Annotated in this window: 20 protein-coding genes and 1 other RNA gene; 9 read left to right on the top strand and 12 right to left on the bottom strand. The window is 43.7% G+C overall.

The features are described from left to right. Nucleotides 1-56: 56 nt before the first annotated feature. The 3 genes from DXC23_RS03280 (at nt 57) to DXC23_RS03270 (ending at nt 2,187) form a co-directional block, all read left to right on the top strand. Nucleotides 57-1,163, top strand: a complete 1,107-nt coding sequence (locus DXC23_RS03280) for an AAA family ATPase (RefSeq protein ID WP_117704742.1) — start codon at nt 57-59, stop codon at nt 1,161-1,163. 112 nt (nt 1,164-1,275) lie between these two features. Then, nucleotides 1,276-1,622, top strand: a transfer-messenger RNA (tmRNA) gene (gene ssrA / locus DXC23_RS03275). 187 nt (nt 1,623-1,809) lie between these two features. Further along, the gene (locus tag DXC23_RS03270; protein ID WP_117704741.1) at nt 1,810-2,187 is read left to right on the top strand and encodes a TnpV protein; all 378 of its coding nucleotides are present in this window, start codon (nt 1,810-1,812) and stop codon (nt 2,185-2,187) included. Between the two features lie 73 nt (nt 2,188-2,260). Here the strand turns inward: DXC23_RS03270 and DXC23_RS03265 are convergent, their stop codons facing one another. From DXC23_RS03265 to DXC23_RS03205, 12 genes are all read right to left on the bottom strand, one after another. Next, nucleotides 2,261-2,962: a response regulator transcription factor gene (locus tag DXC23_RS03265; RefSeq protein ID WP_117704740.1), complete on the bottom strand. Its 702-nt coding sequence runs from the start codon at nt 2,960-2,962 to the stop codon at nt 2,261-2,263. Beyond that, nucleotides 2,955-5,657 carry a sensor histidine kinase KdpD gene (locus DXC23_RS03260; RefSeq protein WP_117704739.1) on the bottom strand — a complete coding sequence of 901 codons (2,703 nt, stop codon included), beginning with the start codon at nt 5,655-5,657 and terminating at the stop codon, nt 2,955-2,957. Before DXC23_RS03260 ends, DXC23_RS03265 begins: the two co-directional genes overlap by 8 nt. A 42-nt stretch (nt 5,658-5,699) precedes the next feature. Continuing rightward, on the bottom strand, nt 5,700-6,611 hold the full coding sequence (locus DXC23_RS03255; RefSeq protein WP_117704738.1) for a CorA family divalent cation transporter: 912 nt from the start codon (nt 6,609-6,611) through the stop codon (nt 5,700-5,702). 60 nt (nt 6,612-6,671) lie between these two features. Continuing rightward, nucleotides 6,672-7,190, bottom strand: coding sequence for a hypothetical protein (locus tag DXC23_RS03250; RefSeq protein WP_117704737.1), 519 nt, complete (start codon nt 7,188-7,190; stop codon nt 6,672-6,674). A 22-nt stretch (nt 7,191-7,212) separates the two neighbouring features. Then, the gene (locus DXC23_RS03245; protein ID WP_117704736.1) at nt 7,213-7,860 is read right to left on the bottom strand and encodes a TrkA family potassium uptake protein; all 648 of its coding nucleotides are present in this window, start codon (nt 7,858-7,860) and stop codon (nt 7,213-7,215) included. A gap of 12 nt (nt 7,861-7,872) precedes the next feature. Next, entirely contained in the window at nt 7,873-9,213 is a 1,341-nt protein-coding gene (locus DXC23_RS03240; protein ID WP_117704735.1) for a potassium transporter TrkG, read from the bottom strand. Between the two features lie 149 nt (nt 9,214-9,362). Then, nucleotides 9,363-9,965, bottom strand: a complete 603-nt coding sequence (gene kdpC / locus DXC23_RS03235; RefSeq protein WP_117704734.1) for a potassium-transporting ATPase subunit KdpC — start codon at nt 9,963-9,965, stop codon at nt 9,363-9,365. A 12-nt stretch (nt 9,966-9,977) separates the two neighbouring features. Next, the gene (gene kdpB, locus DXC23_RS03230; RefSeq protein ID WP_117704733.1) at nt 9,978-12,047 is read right to left on the bottom strand and encodes a potassium-transporting ATPase subunit KdpB; all 2,070 of its coding nucleotides are present in this window, start codon (nt 12,045-12,047) and stop codon (nt 9,978-9,980) included. A gap of 12 nt (nt 12,048-12,059) precedes the next feature. Next, the gene (kdpA, locus tag DXC23_RS03225) at nt 12,060-13,871 is read right to left on the bottom strand and encodes a potassium-transporting ATPase subunit KdpA (protein WP_117704732.1); all 1,812 of its coding nucleotides are present in this window, start codon (nt 13,869-13,871) and stop codon (nt 12,060-12,062) included. 179 nt (nt 13,872-14,050) lie between these two features. Next, the gene (locus DXC23_RS03220; RefSeq protein ID WP_117704731.1) at nt 14,051-14,245 is read right to left on the bottom strand and encodes a hypothetical protein; all 195 of its coding nucleotides are present in this window, start codon (nt 14,243-14,245) and stop codon (nt 14,051-14,053) included. A gap of 171 nt (nt 14,246-14,416) precedes the next feature. Next, entirely contained in the window at nt 14,417-15,322 is a 906-nt protein-coding gene (locus DXC23_RS12610; protein ID WP_242997394.1) for a hypothetical protein, read from the bottom strand. 31 nt (nt 15,323-15,353) lie between these two features. Then, nucleotides 15,354-15,947: a DUF6076 domain-containing protein gene (locus DXC23_RS03205; protein ID WP_242997393.1), complete on the bottom strand. Its 594-nt coding sequence runs from the start codon at nt 15,945-15,947 to the stop codon at nt 15,354-15,356. Nucleotides 15,948-16,053: 106 nt separating this feature from the next. On the opposite strand from DXC23_RS03205, the gene DXC23_RS03200 reads away from it, so the two are divergent. From DXC23_RS03200 to DXC23_RS03175, 6 genes are all read left to right on the top strand, one after another. After that, on the top strand, nt 16,054-16,980 hold the full coding sequence (locus DXC23_RS03200; protein WP_117704730.1) for a ParM/StbA family protein: 927 nt from the start codon (nt 16,054-16,056) through the stop codon (nt 16,978-16,980). After that, nucleotides 16,977-17,303, top strand: coding sequence for a hypothetical protein (locus DXC23_RS03195; RefSeq protein WP_022264150.1), 327 nt, complete (start codon nt 16,977-16,979; stop codon nt 17,301-17,303). Before DXC23_RS03200 ends, DXC23_RS03195 begins: the two co-directional genes overlap by 4 nt. A gap of 371 nt (nt 17,304-17,674) precedes the next feature. Next, complete coding sequence (locus tag DXC23_RS03190) at nt 17,675-17,947, top strand: hypothetical protein (protein WP_022264149.1); 273 nt, start codon at nt 17,675-17,677, stop codon at nt 17,945-17,947. 6 nt (nt 17,948-17,953) lie between these two features. Beyond that, nucleotides 17,954-19,318, top strand: a complete 1,365-nt coding sequence (locus DXC23_RS03185) for a relaxase/mobilization nuclease domain-containing protein (RefSeq protein WP_158552417.1) — start codon at nt 17,954-17,956, stop codon at nt 19,316-19,318. Between the two features lies 1 nt (nt 19,319). Next, nucleotides 19,320-20,180, top strand: coding sequence for a ParB/RepB/Spo0J family partition protein (locus DXC23_RS03180; protein ID WP_022264147.1), 861 nt, complete (start codon nt 19,320-19,322; stop codon nt 20,178-20,180). Between the two features lie 9 nt (nt 20,181-20,189). Then, nucleotides 20,190-20,387, top strand: a complete 198-nt coding sequence (locus tag DXC23_RS03175) for a hypothetical protein (RefSeq protein WP_005358002.1) — start codon at nt 20,190-20,192, stop codon at nt 20,385-20,387. The last annotated feature ends 27 nt before the right edge of the window (nt 20,388-20,414 follow it).

Here is a 20,414-nt window from a genome sequence, read left to right as displayed (position 1 = left end):
GTATAGAATAATAAAGCTTAAATTTGAGGTTATAATAAACTAAATGAGGTGTGGTTATGGCTGAAGTAATTAAAATTGTTTTAACGGGTGGCCCTTGTGCAGGCAAAACAACAGCAATGGATTTTTTGAAAAGAGAACTCGAAAAATTAAATATAAAGGTGTTTGTTTTGCAAGAGGCAGCAAGCAAGTTAATGAAAAAAGGTATAACTCCGCAAAAGCTCGGCGCATATGAATTTCATAAAAAGCTTTTTGAAACTCAGTTGGCAGAAGAAAATATGCTTGAGGAAAGAGCAGTTGGCTACGAGGGCGAGAGGACAGTTATTTTGTTTGATAGGGGATTGCTCGACAGCAAGGCTTATGTTACAGACGAAGAATTTGAAAGATACATTTCGCTCAGCAATAAAAATGAAGACCTGTTAAGAAATTCATACGATGCGGTATTTCATTTGAAAAGTGTTGCGCTCAGTGACGAGAGCGTATATATGCAGAATAAGAATTCTATCAGAAAAGAAGATATAGACCTTGCCAAAGCGCTTGATGAAAAAATATTGTCGATATGGACGGGCACATCTCATTTAAGAGTTATTGCAAACGATAAAGATTTTAATAAAAAGCTTGAAAATTTGCTGAAAGAAGTAACGGGATTTATCGGCATACCCGAGCCGCTTGAAATCGAACGCAAGTTTTTGATAGAATATCCCGATATAAACTTCCTTGAAAATATGACGACTTGCAGAAAAGTACCGATAACGCAAGCGTATTTGAATACACCCGAAGAGGGAATGTTTAGAATTCGCAAGCGTGGGCAGGGCAAAGATGCAGTGTATATAAAAACCGTAAAAATCAAAATCAACGATTTAAAGAGAATAGAAAAGGAAACATATTTAAGCGAACTTGAATATAACAATTACCTTTCAAAAAAGGACTGTATTACGGGAATTATCTCAAAAGACAGATATTGCATAGTTTATAACGATGAATATTTTGAACTTGATGTTTACCCGTTTTGGAATGATAAAGCAACAGTTGAAATAGAATTGCTTTCCGAAGATCAGCCGTATGAATTGCCACCGTTTGTAAAATTGATAAGAGAGGTAAGTTACGAACCTGAGTACAGAAATGTTGCCCTTGCACAAAGATATGTCAGCTTTAATAACATATGAAGTAATTTTTAAGATTGTATATTGTGGTGCGCTATTTTAGAAAAAACAATTGACAAATTTATAATATTATACTATAATATTAGTCTTAAGAAGATAACTTCTGTTAATATTCGGGGATGTAAAGGCTTCGACGGGGAGCGTGAACCTCGGTAAGCGAGCAGTGGTGCGGAGAACCACTATAAAATCCGCAACTTTTAAAATAACTGACAAAAATACAGTTAGATTAGCAGCGTAAGCTGCTCGTTCCTGCATAGAGCACCACGGCTATGCAAGGGGCGTCGATTAGTGGTAAATGTGAATGCGGCAGTGCCTCGGGCAGCATCACACATTAGAGGCTACCAAACCGTATAACCCGTTGTCGGGTGCTGCGGCAAGGGAATTTTAAAACGACAACTACGCTCGTAGAAAGCCTTGGCAAACACTTTTCGGACAGGGGTTCGATTCCCCTCATCTCCACCAAACAGGTATTGGACGAACACCTATTTCTTCAGCGGCGGTTTCGCCGTGAAATGTTCGCTCTGATCCACAACAGAAAATCGCCGTCTTGGGAGTGATCCCGAGACGGCGATTTTTTGCTGTCCACACATTCGATTTCTGCTATTCCTACTGCTACAATGATTGCAGAAAGGAACAGGAGGTTATACGAATGGAAAGATTTGTCACGGATGAACACACTGGGCTGAAGTATGAGCTGGTTGGCGACTATTATCTGATTGCCAGAGAAGATGAGCCGGAAGAACGCGAGCCGGTCGGTATATGGGGACAGCGGCATCTCCGCTATCTCAAGAGGTACCACCGTGGACGATATGCCAATTTGCTGACCAGCGGTGAATTGAATGCCTATCTTGTGGATATTGACCGACAGGCAGAAGAACTTTTTCTTCGGCTGGTAAAGCAAATGGCAGATGCAGAGGGCATTACGGAAGCGCTGAAAGCCAACAACCAAATGGAATGGGTTGGTCGGATGAATAACATCCGCAGCAGAGCAAAGGAAGTCATAAATAATGAATTGATTTTTTCATAAAAGATTAATGGTGCTGTAAACATCAAAAGGGTTTACAGCACCGTTTTTGCGTATGCATTTTCTGTTTAACAGATTATTCAACCTTCATCATTCTGTAACCAACGCCGATATGCGTTTGGATATATTGGGGAGAATCTGCGTCCTTCTCCAGCTTTTTGCGGAGCGTTGCCATAAAAACACGCAAGGAAGCAATATCGTTATCCCAACTGCTGCCCCAAATGTTCTGGGTAATAAAGGTATGGGTTAAAACCTTGCCGATATTTCTTGAAAGCAGACATAAAAGCTTATATTCAATAGGTGTAAGGTGCAGTTCATCGTCGCCGAGATAGGCGCATCCTGCGGCATAATCTATACGAAGCTGACCGTTTGTGAAAACAGACGCTTCGGCGGCGGCCTCGTTCTGTATCATATTAAGCCGCCTTTGCGTTACCCTGAGCCTTGCCAATAATTCCTCCACAGAAAACGGTTTGGTCAGATAATCGTCGGCCCCCGCATCGAGTGCGTCAATTTTATCGGTATCTTCACTTCGTGCGCTTATGACTATAATCGGCATATTCGACCAAGTGCGGATTTTTTTGATTACTTCAACACCGTCAATATCGGGAAGTCCTAAATCAAGTAGGACAATATCGGGATTGTGCGATGACGCTTCCAAAATGGCGCCGCCACCGTTAAGTGCGGTTAAGTATCTGTAATCGTGTGCTTTAAGGGTTGTTGTAATAAGATTTTTGACCGAATTATCATCTTCTACAACCAATATCAATGGTTTATTCATGAATTTCTACCTCCCCGGCAGGTAATGTAACGGTGAACACCGTGCCGTGCGGTGTATTGTCCGAAACGGTTATTTTGCCGCCGTGTGCATTTACAATGGAACGGCACAGAGATAATCCCAAGCCTAAGCTGCGGCGGCTGTCGGCTATTTTATTCGCTCCGCTGTAAAACATATCGAATACCCGCGCTTTCATTTCATCCGGTATACCGTCGCCGTCATCGGCAATAGATATAACGGCTTTATCTCCTTGCTTCCAGGTTTTTATCAGAATGTTGGAGCCTTTCGGCGTGTATTTAATGGCGTTGTCCACAATATTGATGATAACTTGTACCATCAGCTTTGCGTCCATTTTAGCAAGAAGATAATCTTCTTTATGCCAGATGGTAATATGATGTTCTACGCTTTTTCTGTTCACATGATGAAGTGCTTCTGTAATGACATCGTCCACTAAATCTTCTGTAATATGAAGATTCAACCGTCCCTCTTCAATTCTTGTTACCGAAAGTAGATTTTCCACAAGATTTATAAGCCACATAGAGTCATCGTAAATATCTGTATAAATCTGATTCTTTGTCGCTTCATCAAAGGAATTGCCGTTTGATATAAGATTGCTTGCGTTCCCCGAAATAGAAGTAAGCGGTGTTCGCAGATCGTGCGAAATAGCCCGCAGGAGATTTGCACGGAGCTGTTCATTCTTTGCAAGAATTGCTGCTTCTTCTTTTTCTCTTGCATTCTTTTCGTTTTCCAGCGACAGAGCACATTCGCCGAGTATGGACAACAGAATACTTTTTTCAAACGCATCAAGGGGCTCATCGCCTATATAAATACCTACAACGCCGTAAACTCGGCTGTTAACTCTTACGGCGAGGTATAGGCATTTTGCGTTTGAAAGTGTTTCGGTAGTAGCACCTGCGTGTTTGTTGTTTTTTAGCACCCATTCCGCAACTGCCTCTTCTTTTGTACCCGTTATTTCTTTGTCTGTTTTATCTCCCGAAACTGTAAAAATATGAGGTTCTCCGAGCGTTTCGCCCTCAGTCAGATAAAACACTATATCCTTTCCGAGTAGTTTTATAAGCTGATTTGCCGTTGCGGAAACGATTTCGTTTTTGTCTTTTGCCTGTTGCAAAAGCTGATTTGTGTCAAACAGCACCTTTGTTCTGTAAGCCGCCTTTGCCGCCTGTTTCGCATGCTCTTTCAACTTCACGGCAAGCGAGCTTGTGAGCAGTGCCGCCAAAAACATAATTAAAAAGGTGACAGGATATCCTTGATTGTAAGCCCGAAGTGTGAACTGCGGATCGGTAAAGAAAAAGTTGAAAACCAAAACGCTGACAATAGAAGAAATCAGGCTGTAAACCCGATGTCTTGTAACGACCGAGGTCACAAGAACGCCGAGAACATATACCGTGATGATATTTGCCTCTGCAAACCCCAATTGCCTGAACAGCATTCCTATACAGCTTGCCAAAATTAAAATGGCAACGCTTTTTAAAAGATCGGAAACCGAAAATACGATTCCATTTTTCTTCCTTGCTTTTTTGGTGCGGTATGCGGTGTTTTTACCATCAGTATCGGGTATGATATGCACATCTAAATTCGGTGCGTTTGCAATCAGTTTTTCTGTAAGAGTAGGTTTAGAAAATATGCTTTTTCGGGTTGCGGAGCTTCTTCCTATCACAATTTTTGAGACTCCCGAAAGCCTTGCAAATTCGGCAATTTGATAGGAAACATCTTCACCGTGCACGGTTTCAATTTTAGCGCCAAGCTGTTCTGCAAGACGCATATTGCTCCGCAGTCGCTTAACATCTTCCTCGGACATTACCTGATAATCAGGAGTTTCAACAAACAGCGCGGTAAAAGCGCCCTTAAAGGCATTCGCCATTCGGGCGGCGGTGCGGATAATTTTCTCATTGGACGGTGACGACGAAAGGCAGACAAGAATATGCTCATCGGTATGATAATCGCTGTGACTTTTCGTTCTGACGGTTTCGGTAAGCAGATTCACCCTGTCGGCACAGCGGCGCAAGGCAATTTCACGAAGCGCCGTTAGATTTTCCACGGTAAAGAAATTCTCTGTTGCACGCTCAGCTTGAGTCGGGTTATAAACTTTGCCCGCTTGCAGCCGTTCAATCAATTCCTGCGGCTCAATATCAACAAGCTCAACCTGACTTGCGTTATCAAATACCGAATCGGGGATTCGCTCATGTACCATAATGCCCGTTATAGATGCAACGGTGTCATTTAGACTTTCAATATGCTGAACATTTACCGTGGTATAAACGTCTATTCCCGCATTAAGTAACTCTTCAATATCCTGATAACGCTTTGTATGTCGGCACACGGGGGCATTGGTATGGGCAAGCTCATCCACAAGAATTAACTGTGGATGTCTGGCAAGTGCAGCGTCCAGATTAAATTCTGAAAGAGTAATTCCGTTATATTCCGAAACAAGATTCGGAAGACATTCCAATCCGTTTACAAGTGCAGAGGTCTGAGGACGGGCATGAGGTTCAATATATCCGGCAACGACATCAATACCATGCCTCTTTACCGAATGAGCTGCTTTCAGCATAGCATAGGTTTTGCCGACTCCTGCGGCATAGCCGAAAAAGATTTTCAAATGTCCTCTGTTTAGGTTCTGTTTTTCCTTTTCAATTTCTTTTAGAAAATGTTCTGGACTTTGCCTTATTTCATCCATATAAACGCCCCTGTAAGTCTCATATTTCAAGTTGGAAAAAAATTAAAAGAATTTCTTCTTTTTGAAGTAGATGATTTCTCCTATTGCGATAATAAGAGAAACAATAATCACCGACAGATAACCGTATCGCCACTTCAGCTCCGGCATATAAGCAAAGTTCATTCCATACCATCCCGTAATTAAAGTAAGAGGCAGGAAAAAGGTGGTGACGATTGTTAGAATCCCCATAATCTTATTTTGCCGTGCATCCTGCCTAGACTGATAAAGCTCACGAAGTTGAAGCATATTTTCACGAAGCAACTGAACATGATTTTGCAATCTCTCGGCACGGTGGGTAAATTTTTCCCAGTCCCCGGTATCGTCTGCAAATGAAGAACACGCGCGGGATTGAAACAACTCTCCGATATCTGTCAATTGTTCATAGTAAGCATTTAATTCGGACAGCTTTTGCCTGTGTTTTGTGAGCAGAGGGAAAAAGTCTGTCGAACCGCCGGAGCCGATATTTTCTTCCATTTTTTCTGTTTCTGACTCGATGTGAGAAAGATAGAGAACATCATCCTCTATCATTTGCTCCATAAACTGCAAAAGAAGATGAGCCGGACTGTTCAGCTCCTGAAACATACTTATCCGTTTGTCTACCCATAATTTCAAATCGCCTACATCTTCGACAAATAAGAGCGACTGTCCCTTCAAATAAAAGCTGAAGGAAAGCTGCGGTGAACGCTGTTCGCTTTTTTGAGGCAGGCGTAATGTTCCGATGATGCAGTTTTTGAAAACCTCTGCCTTACAATAACGAATCGATCCAAGACAGTGAAGAAGTTCTTTATAATACGGTAGTTGTTCTTTACATTTGTGAAATTCCGCCGTACTCATAAATGTAAAAAACGGCTTTTTATCGCCACAGTTTTGGGCGGCTTGCAGACTCCCGTCTTTTGAATTTATAAAGTATTGCATTACAACTCCCCCTTTCTACTTTTTATTATATCACATATATCACAAGTATAAAAGTATTTTCTACTTTACATATTCCGCATTGATCACCGCTTGATTTGAAAAGAGAAAATCAGAGAAGCTATTAGCAAAGGTATTATTTGAAGCCTTTTTCCATATCACAGCGGTCTGAATTACGGAAGGATCCAGCGGTTCTGTCGTACATCCTGCTTTCTCACAGATAATACTATTTTGCTTTGTAGAAATGATAAGACAGCGGTATGTATCGTCATTTGCAGAAGCATTGTTTTCAATAAAGCCAAAATCAATGCGATTTTTGTTTAGCTTATCATATATATCCTCTGTATTTCCAAACAGGAAATGAAGCTGACAATTCGGCTTTCCTTTTGAAAACTTTTCAAATAGCGGTATCAGCGAATCCAAGATCATAGGATTATCAAACGCAATAAAAAGGCTGTTTTCTGCAATTTCTTCGTCAATTAAGTGGTGGTTATTGGCTAAAAAATCATCAAGCCTTTTCATTATAAAGTAACCGAACACAATCATGACAGCCACTGCGCACACTAACAATAATTCTTTCATGCTTTCCGTCTTCTTTCGGAATTTATATGTGAAAACACTTTTGTATATTTTTGGTATCACCCAGCACCAAAATAGTGTCACCCGGTATAAAGCTTGTTTCAGGCGCAAAATTTAGATTCATTTTACCGTCGCGTTTAATCGCCATAATATTGATACCGTGCTTTTTACGCACATCTGCTTCAATAACGGTTTTTCCGATCCATTTTTCGGGTACGGCAATTTCAAAAATTGCATGATCGCTGTCCAATTCTATGTAATCGAGGATATGGTCGGCAGTATAGCGGATAGCCGTCCAATCCGCAAGCTGCCTTTCGGGATATACGATTTCATCCGCACCGTTTCGCAGAAGAAATTTTGCGTGTACTTCCCGTGCCGCACGGGAAACTATCTTTTTGGCATCCAATTCCTTTAATAGAGATGTCGTTTCAAGCGAGCTTTGAAAATCGTCCCCGATTGCAACGATGCAAACATCAAAATTATTTACGCCCAAAGACTCCAAAAATTCCTCATTTGTTGCATCACCTATTTGCGCGTTCATAACAAAGGGCAATACCGCATTTACTCTTTTTTCGTCTTTGTCTACAGCCATAACCTGATGCCGCATCTCGTTAAGCTTCATAGCAATATGCCTGCCAAACCTTCCAAGCCCTATTAATAAAACAGATTTCATATTATTTCTCCTTTAGCCAACCGTTATTTTTTCCTGCGGATATTTTGTTATGTTTGTCCCCGTACCTTTCATTGCCGCAAATATCAATGTCAGTCCTCCGACTCTACCGAAAAACATGAGTATAATCAGAATGAACTGCGAAGCAACCCCCAACTGTGAGGTGATGCCAAGCGAAAGCCCCACCGTTCCGATTGCCGACGCTGTTTCAAACAGTGACGGGAGCAATGGAAGATTTTCGATGCGGCTGATGATCATTCCGCCACCTATAAACAGCCCAATATACAGTAAAAAGATAGTTGCCGCACTTTTCACGGTATCGTCGGATATGCGCCGTTTGAAAAAGTGTGTATCTTCCTTTTTACGAAACACGGACAGCGCCGATGAAACCAAAACGGCGATTGTGGTGGTTTTCATACCGCCAGCCGTTGAACCGGGCGAACCGCCGATCAGCATCAACAATATTATCAGCATTTGACCTGTCTCATTGAAAGCTGTTAAATCCGTCGTATTAAAGCCGGCTGTTCTCGGCGTAACAGACTGGAAAAGAGAGGTCAGGATTCTTTCTCCCAGTGGAAGGTTCTGATACTCGAAAAAGAAAAAGTAAAGCGATGGCAGGATAATCAGTATTCCCGTAACCGTGAGGATAACCTTGCTTTGCATTCGGTATTTTCTGAAATGAAGCTTATTGTTATTAATATCTTCCCAAGTTAAAAAGCCTATTCCGCCGATAATAATAAGGGCCATAACCGTGAAGTTGAAAAAAGGCTGTGATGAATAAGAGGTTAATGACGAAAATGGCTCTTTAATGCCGATTAAGTCAAAGCCTGCGTTGCAGAATGCCGAAACAGAATGGAACAAGGCGTACCATAAACCCTTCGCAATTCCGAAATCACGGATAAAAGCCGGCAAAAGCAGGGCTGCTCCAATCAGCTCAATGCACACCGAGGTTTTTAATATAAATTTTGTAAGCCGCACAATGCCGCCGACATGATGTGCAGAAACTGCCTCCTGCATAGTACTTCTCTGCATTAGACCTATTTTTCGACCTGAAAAAGCCGCAACCGAAACCGCAACCGTGACAATGCCCATACCGCCGATTTGAATTAAAAACAGTATTACGCTCTGCCCGAACATTGACCAGTATGTAGCGGTATCGTGTATAACCAAACCGGTTACACAAACTGCGGAGGTGGCGGTAAACAGTGCATCTGAACATACAGCGCCTTTGCCGTCCCTTGTTGCAACGGGCAGCATTAACAGTATGCTGCCTAAAATTATCACAGACAGAAAGCCTAATATAATAATCTGGAACGAAGTAATGTGCTTGTGTTTTGGATTTTGTCGTTTTATCATAACGGATACCTTCGCAATCTTAATATCAAATTTAGACTTTCTTTATTTTATCTTAATCTGCATTAAATCGGCGTAAGCAAGATAAAGACGATATTAAGATTGCATAAAGATAAAGGCGGAAAAGCCGAAACTCTTCCGCCTTAAAATTATTACAGAATTCCGTCCAGCATCAAATTTACTTTAAGAACATTTACTGTTTCTTCTCCGAAAACTCCTAAGAATTTACCGTCGGTGCATTTCTTAATAATCTCCCGTACCTCGTCCTCGGTCATATCGTTTGCTTTTGCGATTCTTGCCACCTGATACTTGGCGGCGGCGGGGGAAATATGGGGGTCAAGTCCGCTGCCCGAGCAGGTCACAAGATCAACGGGGATTGCTGTTTCGTCCATGTCGGGATTGGCCTCCCGAAGTTTTTCCACACGCTCTTTCACCAAAGCCTCATATTCTTCGCTTGCCGGGGAAAGGTTGGACGGTGCGGCATACATCAGAGTTTTTCCGTTTTCGTCCTTGTAGGTTGAAACATCAATATTCATAATGCGCCCCCACATATGTCCGTCATCTGTATACTGCTGACCGAGCAGCTCACAACCGTACTTTTTTCCGTCAACCTCAATAATACTCCCGTTTGCTTTGTCGGGGAAAATAAGCTGCGCAAACCCTGTAACGACACACGTATAAACCACGCCGCAGAGCAATGTGAATATAAGAAAAATTATTGCCGCTCTCTGCAGTACATTTTTTAATGTTTTCATTATAAAACCTCCTTATGCCAAGCCGAACAGTACAAGCAGCATATCAATCAGCTTAACGAAGATGAAGGGTGCCGCCAAACCGCCGAGACCGTAAATTAACAGATTGCGGGACAAAAGCTTGCCTGCGGGAACCTCACGGTATTTCACACCTTTGAGCGCCAGCGGAATCAGCGCAATAATAATCAGCGCATTGTAGATGATTGCCGATAAAACAGCGCTTTGCGGGGAATGAAGTCCCATAATGTTAAGTGCCGAAAGACCCGGATACAGTCCCATAAACAAGGCGGGAATAATGGCGAAATACTTTGCTACATCGTTCGCTATGGAGAAGGTGGTCAGACTGCCTCTTGTCATCAAAAGTTGTTTACCGATACGGACGATATCAATAAGCTTTGTCGGTGACGAATCAAGATCAACCATATTTCCCGCTTCCTTTGCCGCCTGTGTGCCGGTGTTCATCGCAACCGCCACATCAGCCTGTGCAAGTGCGGGTGCGTCGTTCGTGCCGTCGCCCGTCATTGCCACAAGGTGTCCTTTGCTCTGAAAATCGCGTATCATTTGAAGCTTGCCTTCGGGAGTTGCTTCGGCAAGGAAATCATCCACGCCCGCTTCTGCCGCAATGGCAGCGGCGGTCATCGGGTTATCGCCTGTAATCATAATGGTTTTTATACCCATTTTACGAAGATCCGCAAACTTTTCCTTAACGCCCTGCTTGATAATGTCTTTCAGATGAATAACGCCTAAAATCTTATGATTTTTCGCTACAACAAGGGGAGTTCCGCCTTTGTTCGCAATCTCTTTAACGATTCGGTCGCATTCCTCCGAATAAATTCCGCCGCTTTCGGTTACATATTTTTCCATGGTATCGGCGGCCCCCTTGCGGATTTCGTTGCCGTCATAATCAACGCCGCTCATACGGGTTTTCGCCGTAAAGGGAATAAATGTCATGTTCTTGTCGGAAAGCTCTCTGCCGCGAATATTGAATTTTTCTTTTGCGAGAATAACCACGCTTCTGCCTTCGGGCGTTTCATCGGCAAGAGAGGATAGCTGTGCCGCATCGGCAAGATCTTGTTCACTTACACCGTCTACGGGAATAAATGCGTTCGCCTTGCGGTTACCGAGTGTAATTGTTCCGGTTTTATCAAGCATCAATATATCCACATCGCCTGCGGCTTCAATAGCTCTTCCACTCATAGCAAGTATATTTGCTTGGTTCAGTCTGCTCATTCCCGCAATACCGATAGCGGAAAGCAATGCGCCGATGGTGGTAGGGGCAAGGCAGACAAGCAACGCTACCAAGGTAGTAACAGAGGTGGGGTTATCAATTCCCGCCTGTTTTGCCGAGAATATGGAGTAGGTATAAAGCGATACCGTAACAAGAATAAAGATAATGGAAAGGGCGACAAGAAAAATCTGCAATGCGATTTCGTTTGGTGTCTTTTTACGGGAAGCGCCCTCGACCATGGCAATCATTTTATCAAGGAAGCTTTCGCCCGCTTCGCTTGTTATCCGCACAACGATCCAATCGGAAAGTACGGTAGTACCGCCGGTTACTGCGCTTCTGTCGCCGCCTGCCTCACGGATAACGGGTGCGGATTCGCCTGTGATAGCGCTTTCGTCTACGGAAGCGGCTCCCTCAATAACCTCACCGTCGCCCGGAATTTGCTCTCCTGCTTTCACAATGACAATGTCGCCTTTTTTAAGCAACGCGGAAGAAACAGCGGTTATCTGTTCTTTCTTATCGGCAGAGGGTATCTTGTGTGCCTCCACATCTTTTTTTGAAGCTCTCAGAGCGTCCGCCTGCGCCTTGCCTCTGCCCTCGGCAATCGCTTCGGCAAAATTGGCAAAAATACAGGTAAACCACAGAATAACTGCGATTGCCAAGGTATATCCGCTTGAAGCGTCCTTTAGTCCGAATAGGGATACAATCCACAGTCCGCTTGTGAGGATCGCCGAAATATATACCAAAAGCATAACGGGGTTTTGCACCTGTGTTTTGGGATTTAGTTTTACAAATGAATCTTTTATGGCTCTGCCGAGCATCTTTTTATCGGCAAAAGCACTTTTATTATTTGATGCCATAACAGTGCCTCCTTAAATAACATTATTGAAAAATTCAGCGAGCGGTCCTAACGCCAACGCCGGGAAGAAACTGAGTGCGCCTATAATAAGGACGATTAAAATCAGCAGGAATACAAACATACCGTTTGTTGTGGAAAGTGTACCTGCGCTTGTTGCAATCTTCTTTTTGCCGGCAAGACTGCCCGCAATCGCCAGTGTTCCTATGATCGGAAGGAAACGGGCAAACAGCATGACAAGACCGAGCGAAACATTCAAAAATACGGTGTTTGCATTAAAGCCGGCAAAGGCAGAGCCGTTGTTACCGCCGCAGGAAGAATATGTGTACAGCATTTCGGAAAAGCCGTGCGCTCCGCTGTTGTTTAGGCTGTCCGCCACACTCGGAACGACCGCCGCAAGTCCGCTGCCGATAAGAATAGCAATCGGCGTTGCAAGGCAAACAAGCACAGACCATTTCATTTCATAAGGTTCAATCTTTTTGCCTAAAAACTCAGGCGTTCTGCCGACCATAAGTCCGGCTATAAATACCGTCAGAATGGCAAAGGCAAGCATACCGTAAAGACCGCAGCCAACGCCGCCGAAGATAACCTCGCCGAGCTGCATCAGGAGCATTGTCACCATACCGCCGAGCGGTGTGTAACTGTCGTGCATGGAATTTACAGAGCCGTTGGAAGCCGCCGTTGTAAATGCCGCCCAAGTAGAGGATGTTGCAATACCGAATCGGGTTTCCTTACCTTCCATATTGCCGCCCGCCTGGTCGGTCATTGAGACGTTGACACCATCCTGTGCAAGTTGCGGCGTCGCAACCTGTTCGCTGACGGCAATCGTGCCCAGCGCCAGCGCAAGGCATATAAACATCGCCATAAAGATTGCAACGCCCTGTTTTTTATTCTTTACCGCCTTGCCAAAGGTAAAGCACAGCGCCGCAGGAATAAGCAAAATTGAAAGCATTTCAATCAAATTTGTAAAAGCGTTCGGGTTTTCGAGCGGATGAGCGGAGTTAACGCCCATATAACCGCCGCCGTTTGTACCCGTTTGCTTAATGGCGACCTGGCTTGCCGCAGGACCCATAGGTACAAACTGTTCGGTAACAATTTCGGCGTCTTCTATTTTTTTGCCGTCAACTGTTACGGTATTTGTATCAAGGTCAATTTCGGCGTTTTCAAGAATTTCGCCGTCTGCGCTTACCGCAATCGGTTCAACGAACGATACGGTTTCAGCGCCTTTCAGGTTCTGAATCACGCCGCCGCCCACAAGGCAAAGGGAGATGACAAGATTCAGCGGAATCAAAATATGAATGACGATTCTAGTTATATCAACCCAAAAGCTGCCTAATCCATCGGCTTTTACTTTTATAAATCCCCGTATCAGGGCAAACAGCACGGCAATACCCGTAGCTGCGGAAACAAAGTTCTGTACGGTAAGTCCGAGCGCTTGAGTCAGATAGCTTAATGTGGACTCGCCGCTGTATGCCTGCCAGTTTGTATTGGTTACGAAACTGGCTGCGGTATTAAAGGACAAATCCCATTTTACACCCGAAATCCCCTGCGGATTTCCGGGAAGAACTCCCTGCAAAATCTGAAGCAAAAACAGAAAAATAAGTCCGATGCCTGAAAAAATCAGAACGGAAACGGCATATTTTTTCCAGTTCATTTGCTCGTCCTTTTTGATGCGCATAACCTTATACACAGCGTTTTCACAGGGCGTTAGAATTTTGGAAAGAAAGGTTTTCTCTCCGTTCATTACTTTCTTGATATAAGCGCCGAGCGGAATCGCCAAAACAATAAGAACGGCAAGATAGAGTATGTATTGTATTACCGCACTCATTTTTGCTCATCCCCTTTCATCAGTATGTAAACATAGTAGATTAGCAGTGCCGCAGCACAAAGACCGATAAATCCGATTATAATATTCATAGTCTTACCTCCTTGTTTGATATTTTAACAGCAAAAAGATTAAATCGGGATTAGCAGAATATACAGCGCATTAAAACTATATTAAGACGCTTACAGCCATCCGAAAATCAAAGCAATCGGAACCGTAATAATTACGGTGAAGAAAAACACGGCAGCGAGAACACAAATCGGCATACCGATAAATACCGCAAAAAAGGACAGATACGGATGCTTGAATGCGAAATGCTCCGCTCGTGCTTCAATGCGCTTATCAAATTCGTGTATAGCTTTAAATATGGCTGACATATTTAATCCCTCCTTACGCTAAAAGAATAGCACAGGAGAAATAAAAACGGGAAAAAGACCTCATTGATTACTGTTAAGAAAAAATAAAGCCTAAATTAGCGGAACATACCTACCAAAATGGAAAGCGGCGACAGAAAGAATAGAATCTTCCTGCCGCCGCTTTTTGCTAATTTATATTAAATCATTTATTGCTTTTCTTAATTTCTCCAACGCCTTTTCACACTTGTTATGAGCCGTATTTGCTGAGCTGTATTCGTGGTCGGTAGCAATATCCGTATACATCATCTTCTTGATTGGCTTCTTTTTCGGCTCACCGTATTCGTCCAAATCGTTATGAACTATATAAAACACACTATGGCATTCAAAGCAAAAACCGAGTCTTTGAGATAACATTTTCCGTTCGGTATACTCCGGTTTTTCGTATGCTTCCCACAGTCGGGTATACAGCTCATTTTTCATAAACAGCGTATAAGTATCAGAAGAACTATCGGAATGTGCCTCCTCTGTGCTTTCTTCACCGTCATCGTCTGTGTATTGCCGATACAAATCCACCCGGTTTTCATTGAGCAGACCGCCGAGTAATATTTCTTTAGCGTTTTCAACGGTTTCCTCAAGCTCGCCTGCAACCTTTATCAGTGTTTCATCTGAATAATCACGCTCGTATTTGTACCATATCGCCATTGCTTTACGGAGTTTGGCATATTCTGCGATGCTTTGTGCTGTGAAGCCTGTACGCATAGAGCGCACATAGTCCAGTATCTCCCGTTCCACATACCGTTCCTTGAACGAGGTAAACGACGCGCCTTGCTTAATATCGTAGTTTTTTAATGCTTTGAGCAGTCCGGCAATATATGCCTGTTTCATATCCGCAAAATGCTCCGGCATAAAGAGCTTTCGCATATATTCCTGCACATTGTTGTTAAGCGTTTTTTCATAATAGTGCAGAAACCAAGCAAGATAGCGGTTATCTTTCTCTTTCAGATAGGTTACAATATATTCCTGCAAATCCCATTTCGGCGGTGCCGTCTTCAATTGATACATATTTAAATCTGCTTTATCTATATAAATTTCTGTCACGGCACTCACCTCCGTTCTGTGATACTTACCGTTATTTTAACTGCTTATCGACTTCGGCGTAGAGCTTTTCACGGCTCATATCCGACTCATACTGACTGTTGGCATATTCGGCATCCTCTTTTGCACGCTGCATACGCTCTTTTGCAAGATCAAGCGCTGTGGAGGCAAATTCTTCTGTGACAGTACCTCGTTTTCTTTCCATACGAAGCACAGAGCAGCGGTTTTTATAGATGCGGATAACAGGATTTCCGGCCGCTAATTCTTTTCGGTTGATCCTTGCCGCATATTTCCGGCAGGTAATGGCTTTGCCCTTGAGCTTAAACGGCGCATAACCTGTACAATACTTTTGCCTTGCCGCAGAGGTCATAAGGAAATATTTTTTGCAGATATCGCATCTCCTTGGATAATGACCGTAATGTAAGCCTTCAAAGAAGTAGGTCATCACAAAGCTGTAATAGCTGTCGAAATAAAGCCTGCGTGCAAGAGTAGCCGTTTTACTGCGGCTGGCTTTCTTGATCGGTACATATTCCGTTGTCACAGGAAACGGCACAGAGCCGAATACTTCTAATGCTATGGGGAGCAAATGTTCCTCGTCAAATCGGTCAGCTTCATTTACACGGCTCACGAAAACTCTAAGCTTTTCAAAAAAGCAGTATTACTCGCCGATAAAGAGCTGTACGAACAAATCAAAAAGCACAACAAATTGAAGTAAGAAAAGGAGAAATGAAATTATGAGAAAATTTAATGAAATGTACGTTATCGGTATCGACCACGGCTACGGGAATATGAAAACGGCGAACTGCTGCTTTCCCACCGGAGTAATGAAAAGCGATACCGAAACCACCTTTGTCAGCGACCTGCTCCAATGGAACGGCAAATACTATTCCATCGGCGTCGGTCATAAGGAATTTACGGCAGACAAGTTTACTGACGAGGACTATTATGTACTCACCCTTGCCGCTATCGCACGGGAGTTACGGAGAGAACGCCTCACCGAGGCTTCTGTATTTATCGCCGCAGGACTACCCTTAACTTGGGTACGTGAGCAAAAGGCTGAGTTTAAGAAATATCTGCTTCAACACAGCGATGTTGAATTTTCTTTCCGTAACACCGATTACCGCATTAAAATTGTCGGTGCAGAAATCTATCCGCAGGGGTTCGCTGCTGTTGCCGAAAACCTTGGTGATTTTAAGGGTGTCAATATGCTCTGCGATATTGGCAACGGTACAATGAACCTGCTTCGGATTGTAAACAAGAAACCTGATGCCCAGCGTATGTTCACCGAGAAGTACGGCACCCATCAATGCGCTCTGCTTATCCGTGAGCAGATGATGAAGCAATATCATACAATCATCGATGATGCGATAATCACAGAAATTCTCAAGAAAGGCACAGCAGATATTGACGGGCAGTATCTTGAAACGGTTATCAAAACCGCAAAAGAATACACCGCCGGTATCTTCCACCGTCTGCGTGAACACGAATACGATCCCAAACTGATGAAACTATATGTGGTCGGCGGCGGTGGTTGCCTTATCCGTAACTTTGCCGATTACGATGCAAGCCGAGTTATCATCAACGAGGATATTTGTGCCACCGCAAAGGGATATGAGTATATGGCACTCGTTTCCCTTAACAGAAACGGTGGTGCGGTATGAGCATTAAGAATGTAAAAGTACGCTTTAATCTGAGTAAAGAAAATGACCGCAAGGCTTATGAATATCTGCAAGGTGCAGAGGTTTCATACAGCAAGGCGGTCATTTCTGCTATCTGCGGATATATGGAGCTGTCAGAAAGAACTGCAACCGAAGAAGCTTTCCTCGAAAGGGTTATATCCACCATCCGAGAGGAAACGGCAAAAACAAACCCTCTTAGCGGCTTATTACAACTTGTGCAACAGCCCGTTGCACAAACACCTTCCGAAAAGGAAAAAAACGACGACAGCGAAGAAGCGGTACTCGATTTTCTTGACAGCTTCTAAGATGTCACTGCTTCCTGCTTTTGACGGTACTGTGATGGCAATACCCAAAGGAATTGCCCCCACTAAAACCAATGACTCCACTAGTTTTCAAAACTGACGGTAATCACAATAAAAGTGATGCCAATATCAACCAATAGCAGAACCAATCGAAAGATTTGCACAAACAATAATTGTATGAGGTCGCTCCCTCACGGTGCAAGCCACAGAAAAACAGACGAATACCACATATGGTGTGTGTCTTACACCGTAACAAGCAGGGACTTTGTGTGCCAAACTCCCAATCAAAATCCGCCCCAAGAGGCTGATTTACTCTTTGAGGGACTCCGTCCCCCAAGCCCCTTGGAAAAAGAACGAAAGAAGGAATAATGTATATGAAAGATATACGAATCGCCGTGCGTGTCACGGCAAAAGAAAAAGAGAAAATACAGTCAAAAGCCCGAACGTGCGGGCTGAGTACAACTGAATATGTAAAGCAAAGAGCGTTGGGGTACGAGCCGAGAAGCATTCCACCCGACACTCTTTTTCTTTGTTTTGAAAAGCTCGGTGAACTTGCAGATAAAGCGAGTTCACCGGAATTGGACAAGGAAATCGGTGATGTACTGAAAGCAATTACAGCAACTTTTCTGCTGCCGGGAAAGGGGTGATGTATTGTGGCTGTTACAGGCTTCTGGCCTATTTACAAGAATTTGAAAGCAACGCTTGACTATGCCGACAATCCCGACAAGACCACCGCAAGAGAATATCTTGACGATGATTTGTATGCGGCGCTTTCTTACGCCGAGAACGATAATAAGACCGACCGTAAAATGTATGTTGGCGGCATTAACTGCTCAAAGCAAAACGCCTATGCCGAAATGATTGCCGTGCAGCGACGGTTCGGGATTCGTGGTAAGGTTGTCGGGTATCACGGGATTCAGAGTTTCCGTGAAGGCGAAGTCACACCGGAGCAAGCCTTTGAAATCGGAAAAGCTACCGCCCGAAAGATGTGGGGCGATAAATATCAAGTGTTGGTGACCGTTCATTTGAATACAGATAATCTGCATTGTCATTTTGTTGTGAATCCCGTTTCATTTAAGGACGGTACAAAATTTCAAAATAAAATCGGCGACCACAAGGAACTTCGCCGTGTATCGGATGAGATATGCCGGGAACACGGTTTATCTGTTCTTGAAAACAGCAATTTTTACGGCGGTAATAAAAAAGACTATTGGCGGCACAAGTCCGGCAAGAAAACACATCGGGACTATCTCCGTGAGGATGTGGAATATTGCCTGTCTTTTGCTACCTCTCCGAGAGAATTTGATAGCCAGTTATATGCGCTCGGATATACGCTTGACCACGTACGTTTTTCCGTGAAAGCAAAGCATTGGGAACGCTCTGTTCGGCTTGCAAATATTGGTTTTACAAAAGAAATCGTACAAGCACAGTTGGATAAAAACGCCGAGAACAGATACCGCCTGTTCACCTTGGAGTACCGCCCACCGTACAGACCTAAAAAGTTTCCGTTGGAAGATGAACTGCGAAAGCTTGAATTCTCTATCGACCACAGCCACGATGCGGCAACAGTTTTAGTAAATATGATATTCTATATCATCATAACAGTAATTCAAATTGCCGCCGAGCTTACAAATGTAATGCTGCTGTCACCTGATTTAAGGGCGGCGGAAAAGGATTTGAAAAAACTGATTGCCGACTATCACTTTTTGCAGGAGCAGGATATTCATACAGTTTCCGACCTACAGGTAAATATTGAGCAATCTCGGTCTGAGCTTTTGACACTGGAACGTGAGCGCAGCGACATCAGCAATCGTATCCGCCGTCCAAAATCGCCGGAGGATGAAAGCCAAAACAAAGAGAGCCGAAAAGCGATCAGCAAACAAATGAAGCCTGTTCGAGAAAAGCTTCGCCGTGCGGAGAAAATTTTGGAGAAGTTTCCGCATTTGTATGAATTATTAAAGCAAGAGCACGAGCTGGAGAAAAAAGCCCGTGCAAGATACAAAGAAAGAGGGAGATAAAATGAAAAATACGATGAAAAAGCCGGTGGCAATTCCGGCAGAAAAATTGCACCCCTTTGCCGGACACCCATTCAAGGTCAAGGACGATGAGGAAATGAATACCTTGATCGAAAGCGTACAGACGCAAGGAATTCTTTCGCCGCTGATTGTTCGACCGATTGAAAACACAGATGAATATGAGGTGATAAGCGGACACCGCCGCTTACACGCCGCAGTTAAGGCAGGGATCACAGAAGTCCCTGCCTTAATTGTTTCCCTTGACCGTGATGCGGCGGCAATCGTGCTTGTAGACAGCAACCTACACCGAGAGCACATTCTGCCCTCTGAAAAAGCCTTTGCTTACAAGATGAAAGCGGAGGCATTGGCACACAAAGGATATCGTACAGATTTAACTTCGGTGCAAGTTGCACCGAAGTTAGCAACCGAACAAATTGCAGAGGATGCGGGTACAAGCAAAGATACTATTAAACGCTATATCCGCCTTACCAACCTTATTCCCGAAATCCTGCAATATGTGGATGACGGGCGTATCGCTTTTACTCCCGCCGTTGAGCTTTCGTATCTTAACGAGCAAGAACAGTACGACCTTTTGGAACAGATGGAGCTGAATGATTGCACTCCGTCGCTCTCTCAGGCTTGCCGTTTTAAGAAGATGAGTGGGGAGGAAGGCTTGACACTCGAAGTTATTGCCACCGTTATGAGCGAGGAAAAAGCAAATCAGCGTGAAATGTTCAAGGTGCCGATGGAGCGCATTCGCAAATATGTCCCTAACGCCAATACAAAGCAAGCAGAAGACTTTGTTATGAAAGCTTGCGAGCATTACCGCCGCTATCTGATTCGACAGCGTGACCGAGAACGATGAGGTGAGCCTATGAAGAAATATACAAGGATTGATTATACCAAGGTAGAGTTACCCGAAGAACTGCTCACTTCTTTTGCAAAGGCATTAGCGCCAGAGATTAGGAAGTTCTATGATAGTGACGAGGGCAAAGCTTACTTTGAAAAATGGCTTACCAAACACCCTGAATATGATGAACGGACACCTGATGCAACTGCATCGGGCGTCTGAGTTTTCGCACATTCGACAGCAAATAAA

The organism is Eubacterium sp. OM08-24 (assembly GCF_003438075.1).
Lineage (GTDB): Bacteria > Bacillota > Clostridia > Oscillospirales > Acutalibacteraceae > Ruminococcoides.
Note: the sequence above shows the minus strand (reverse complement) of the source record. Positions and strands in the feature narration are given on the sequence as shown.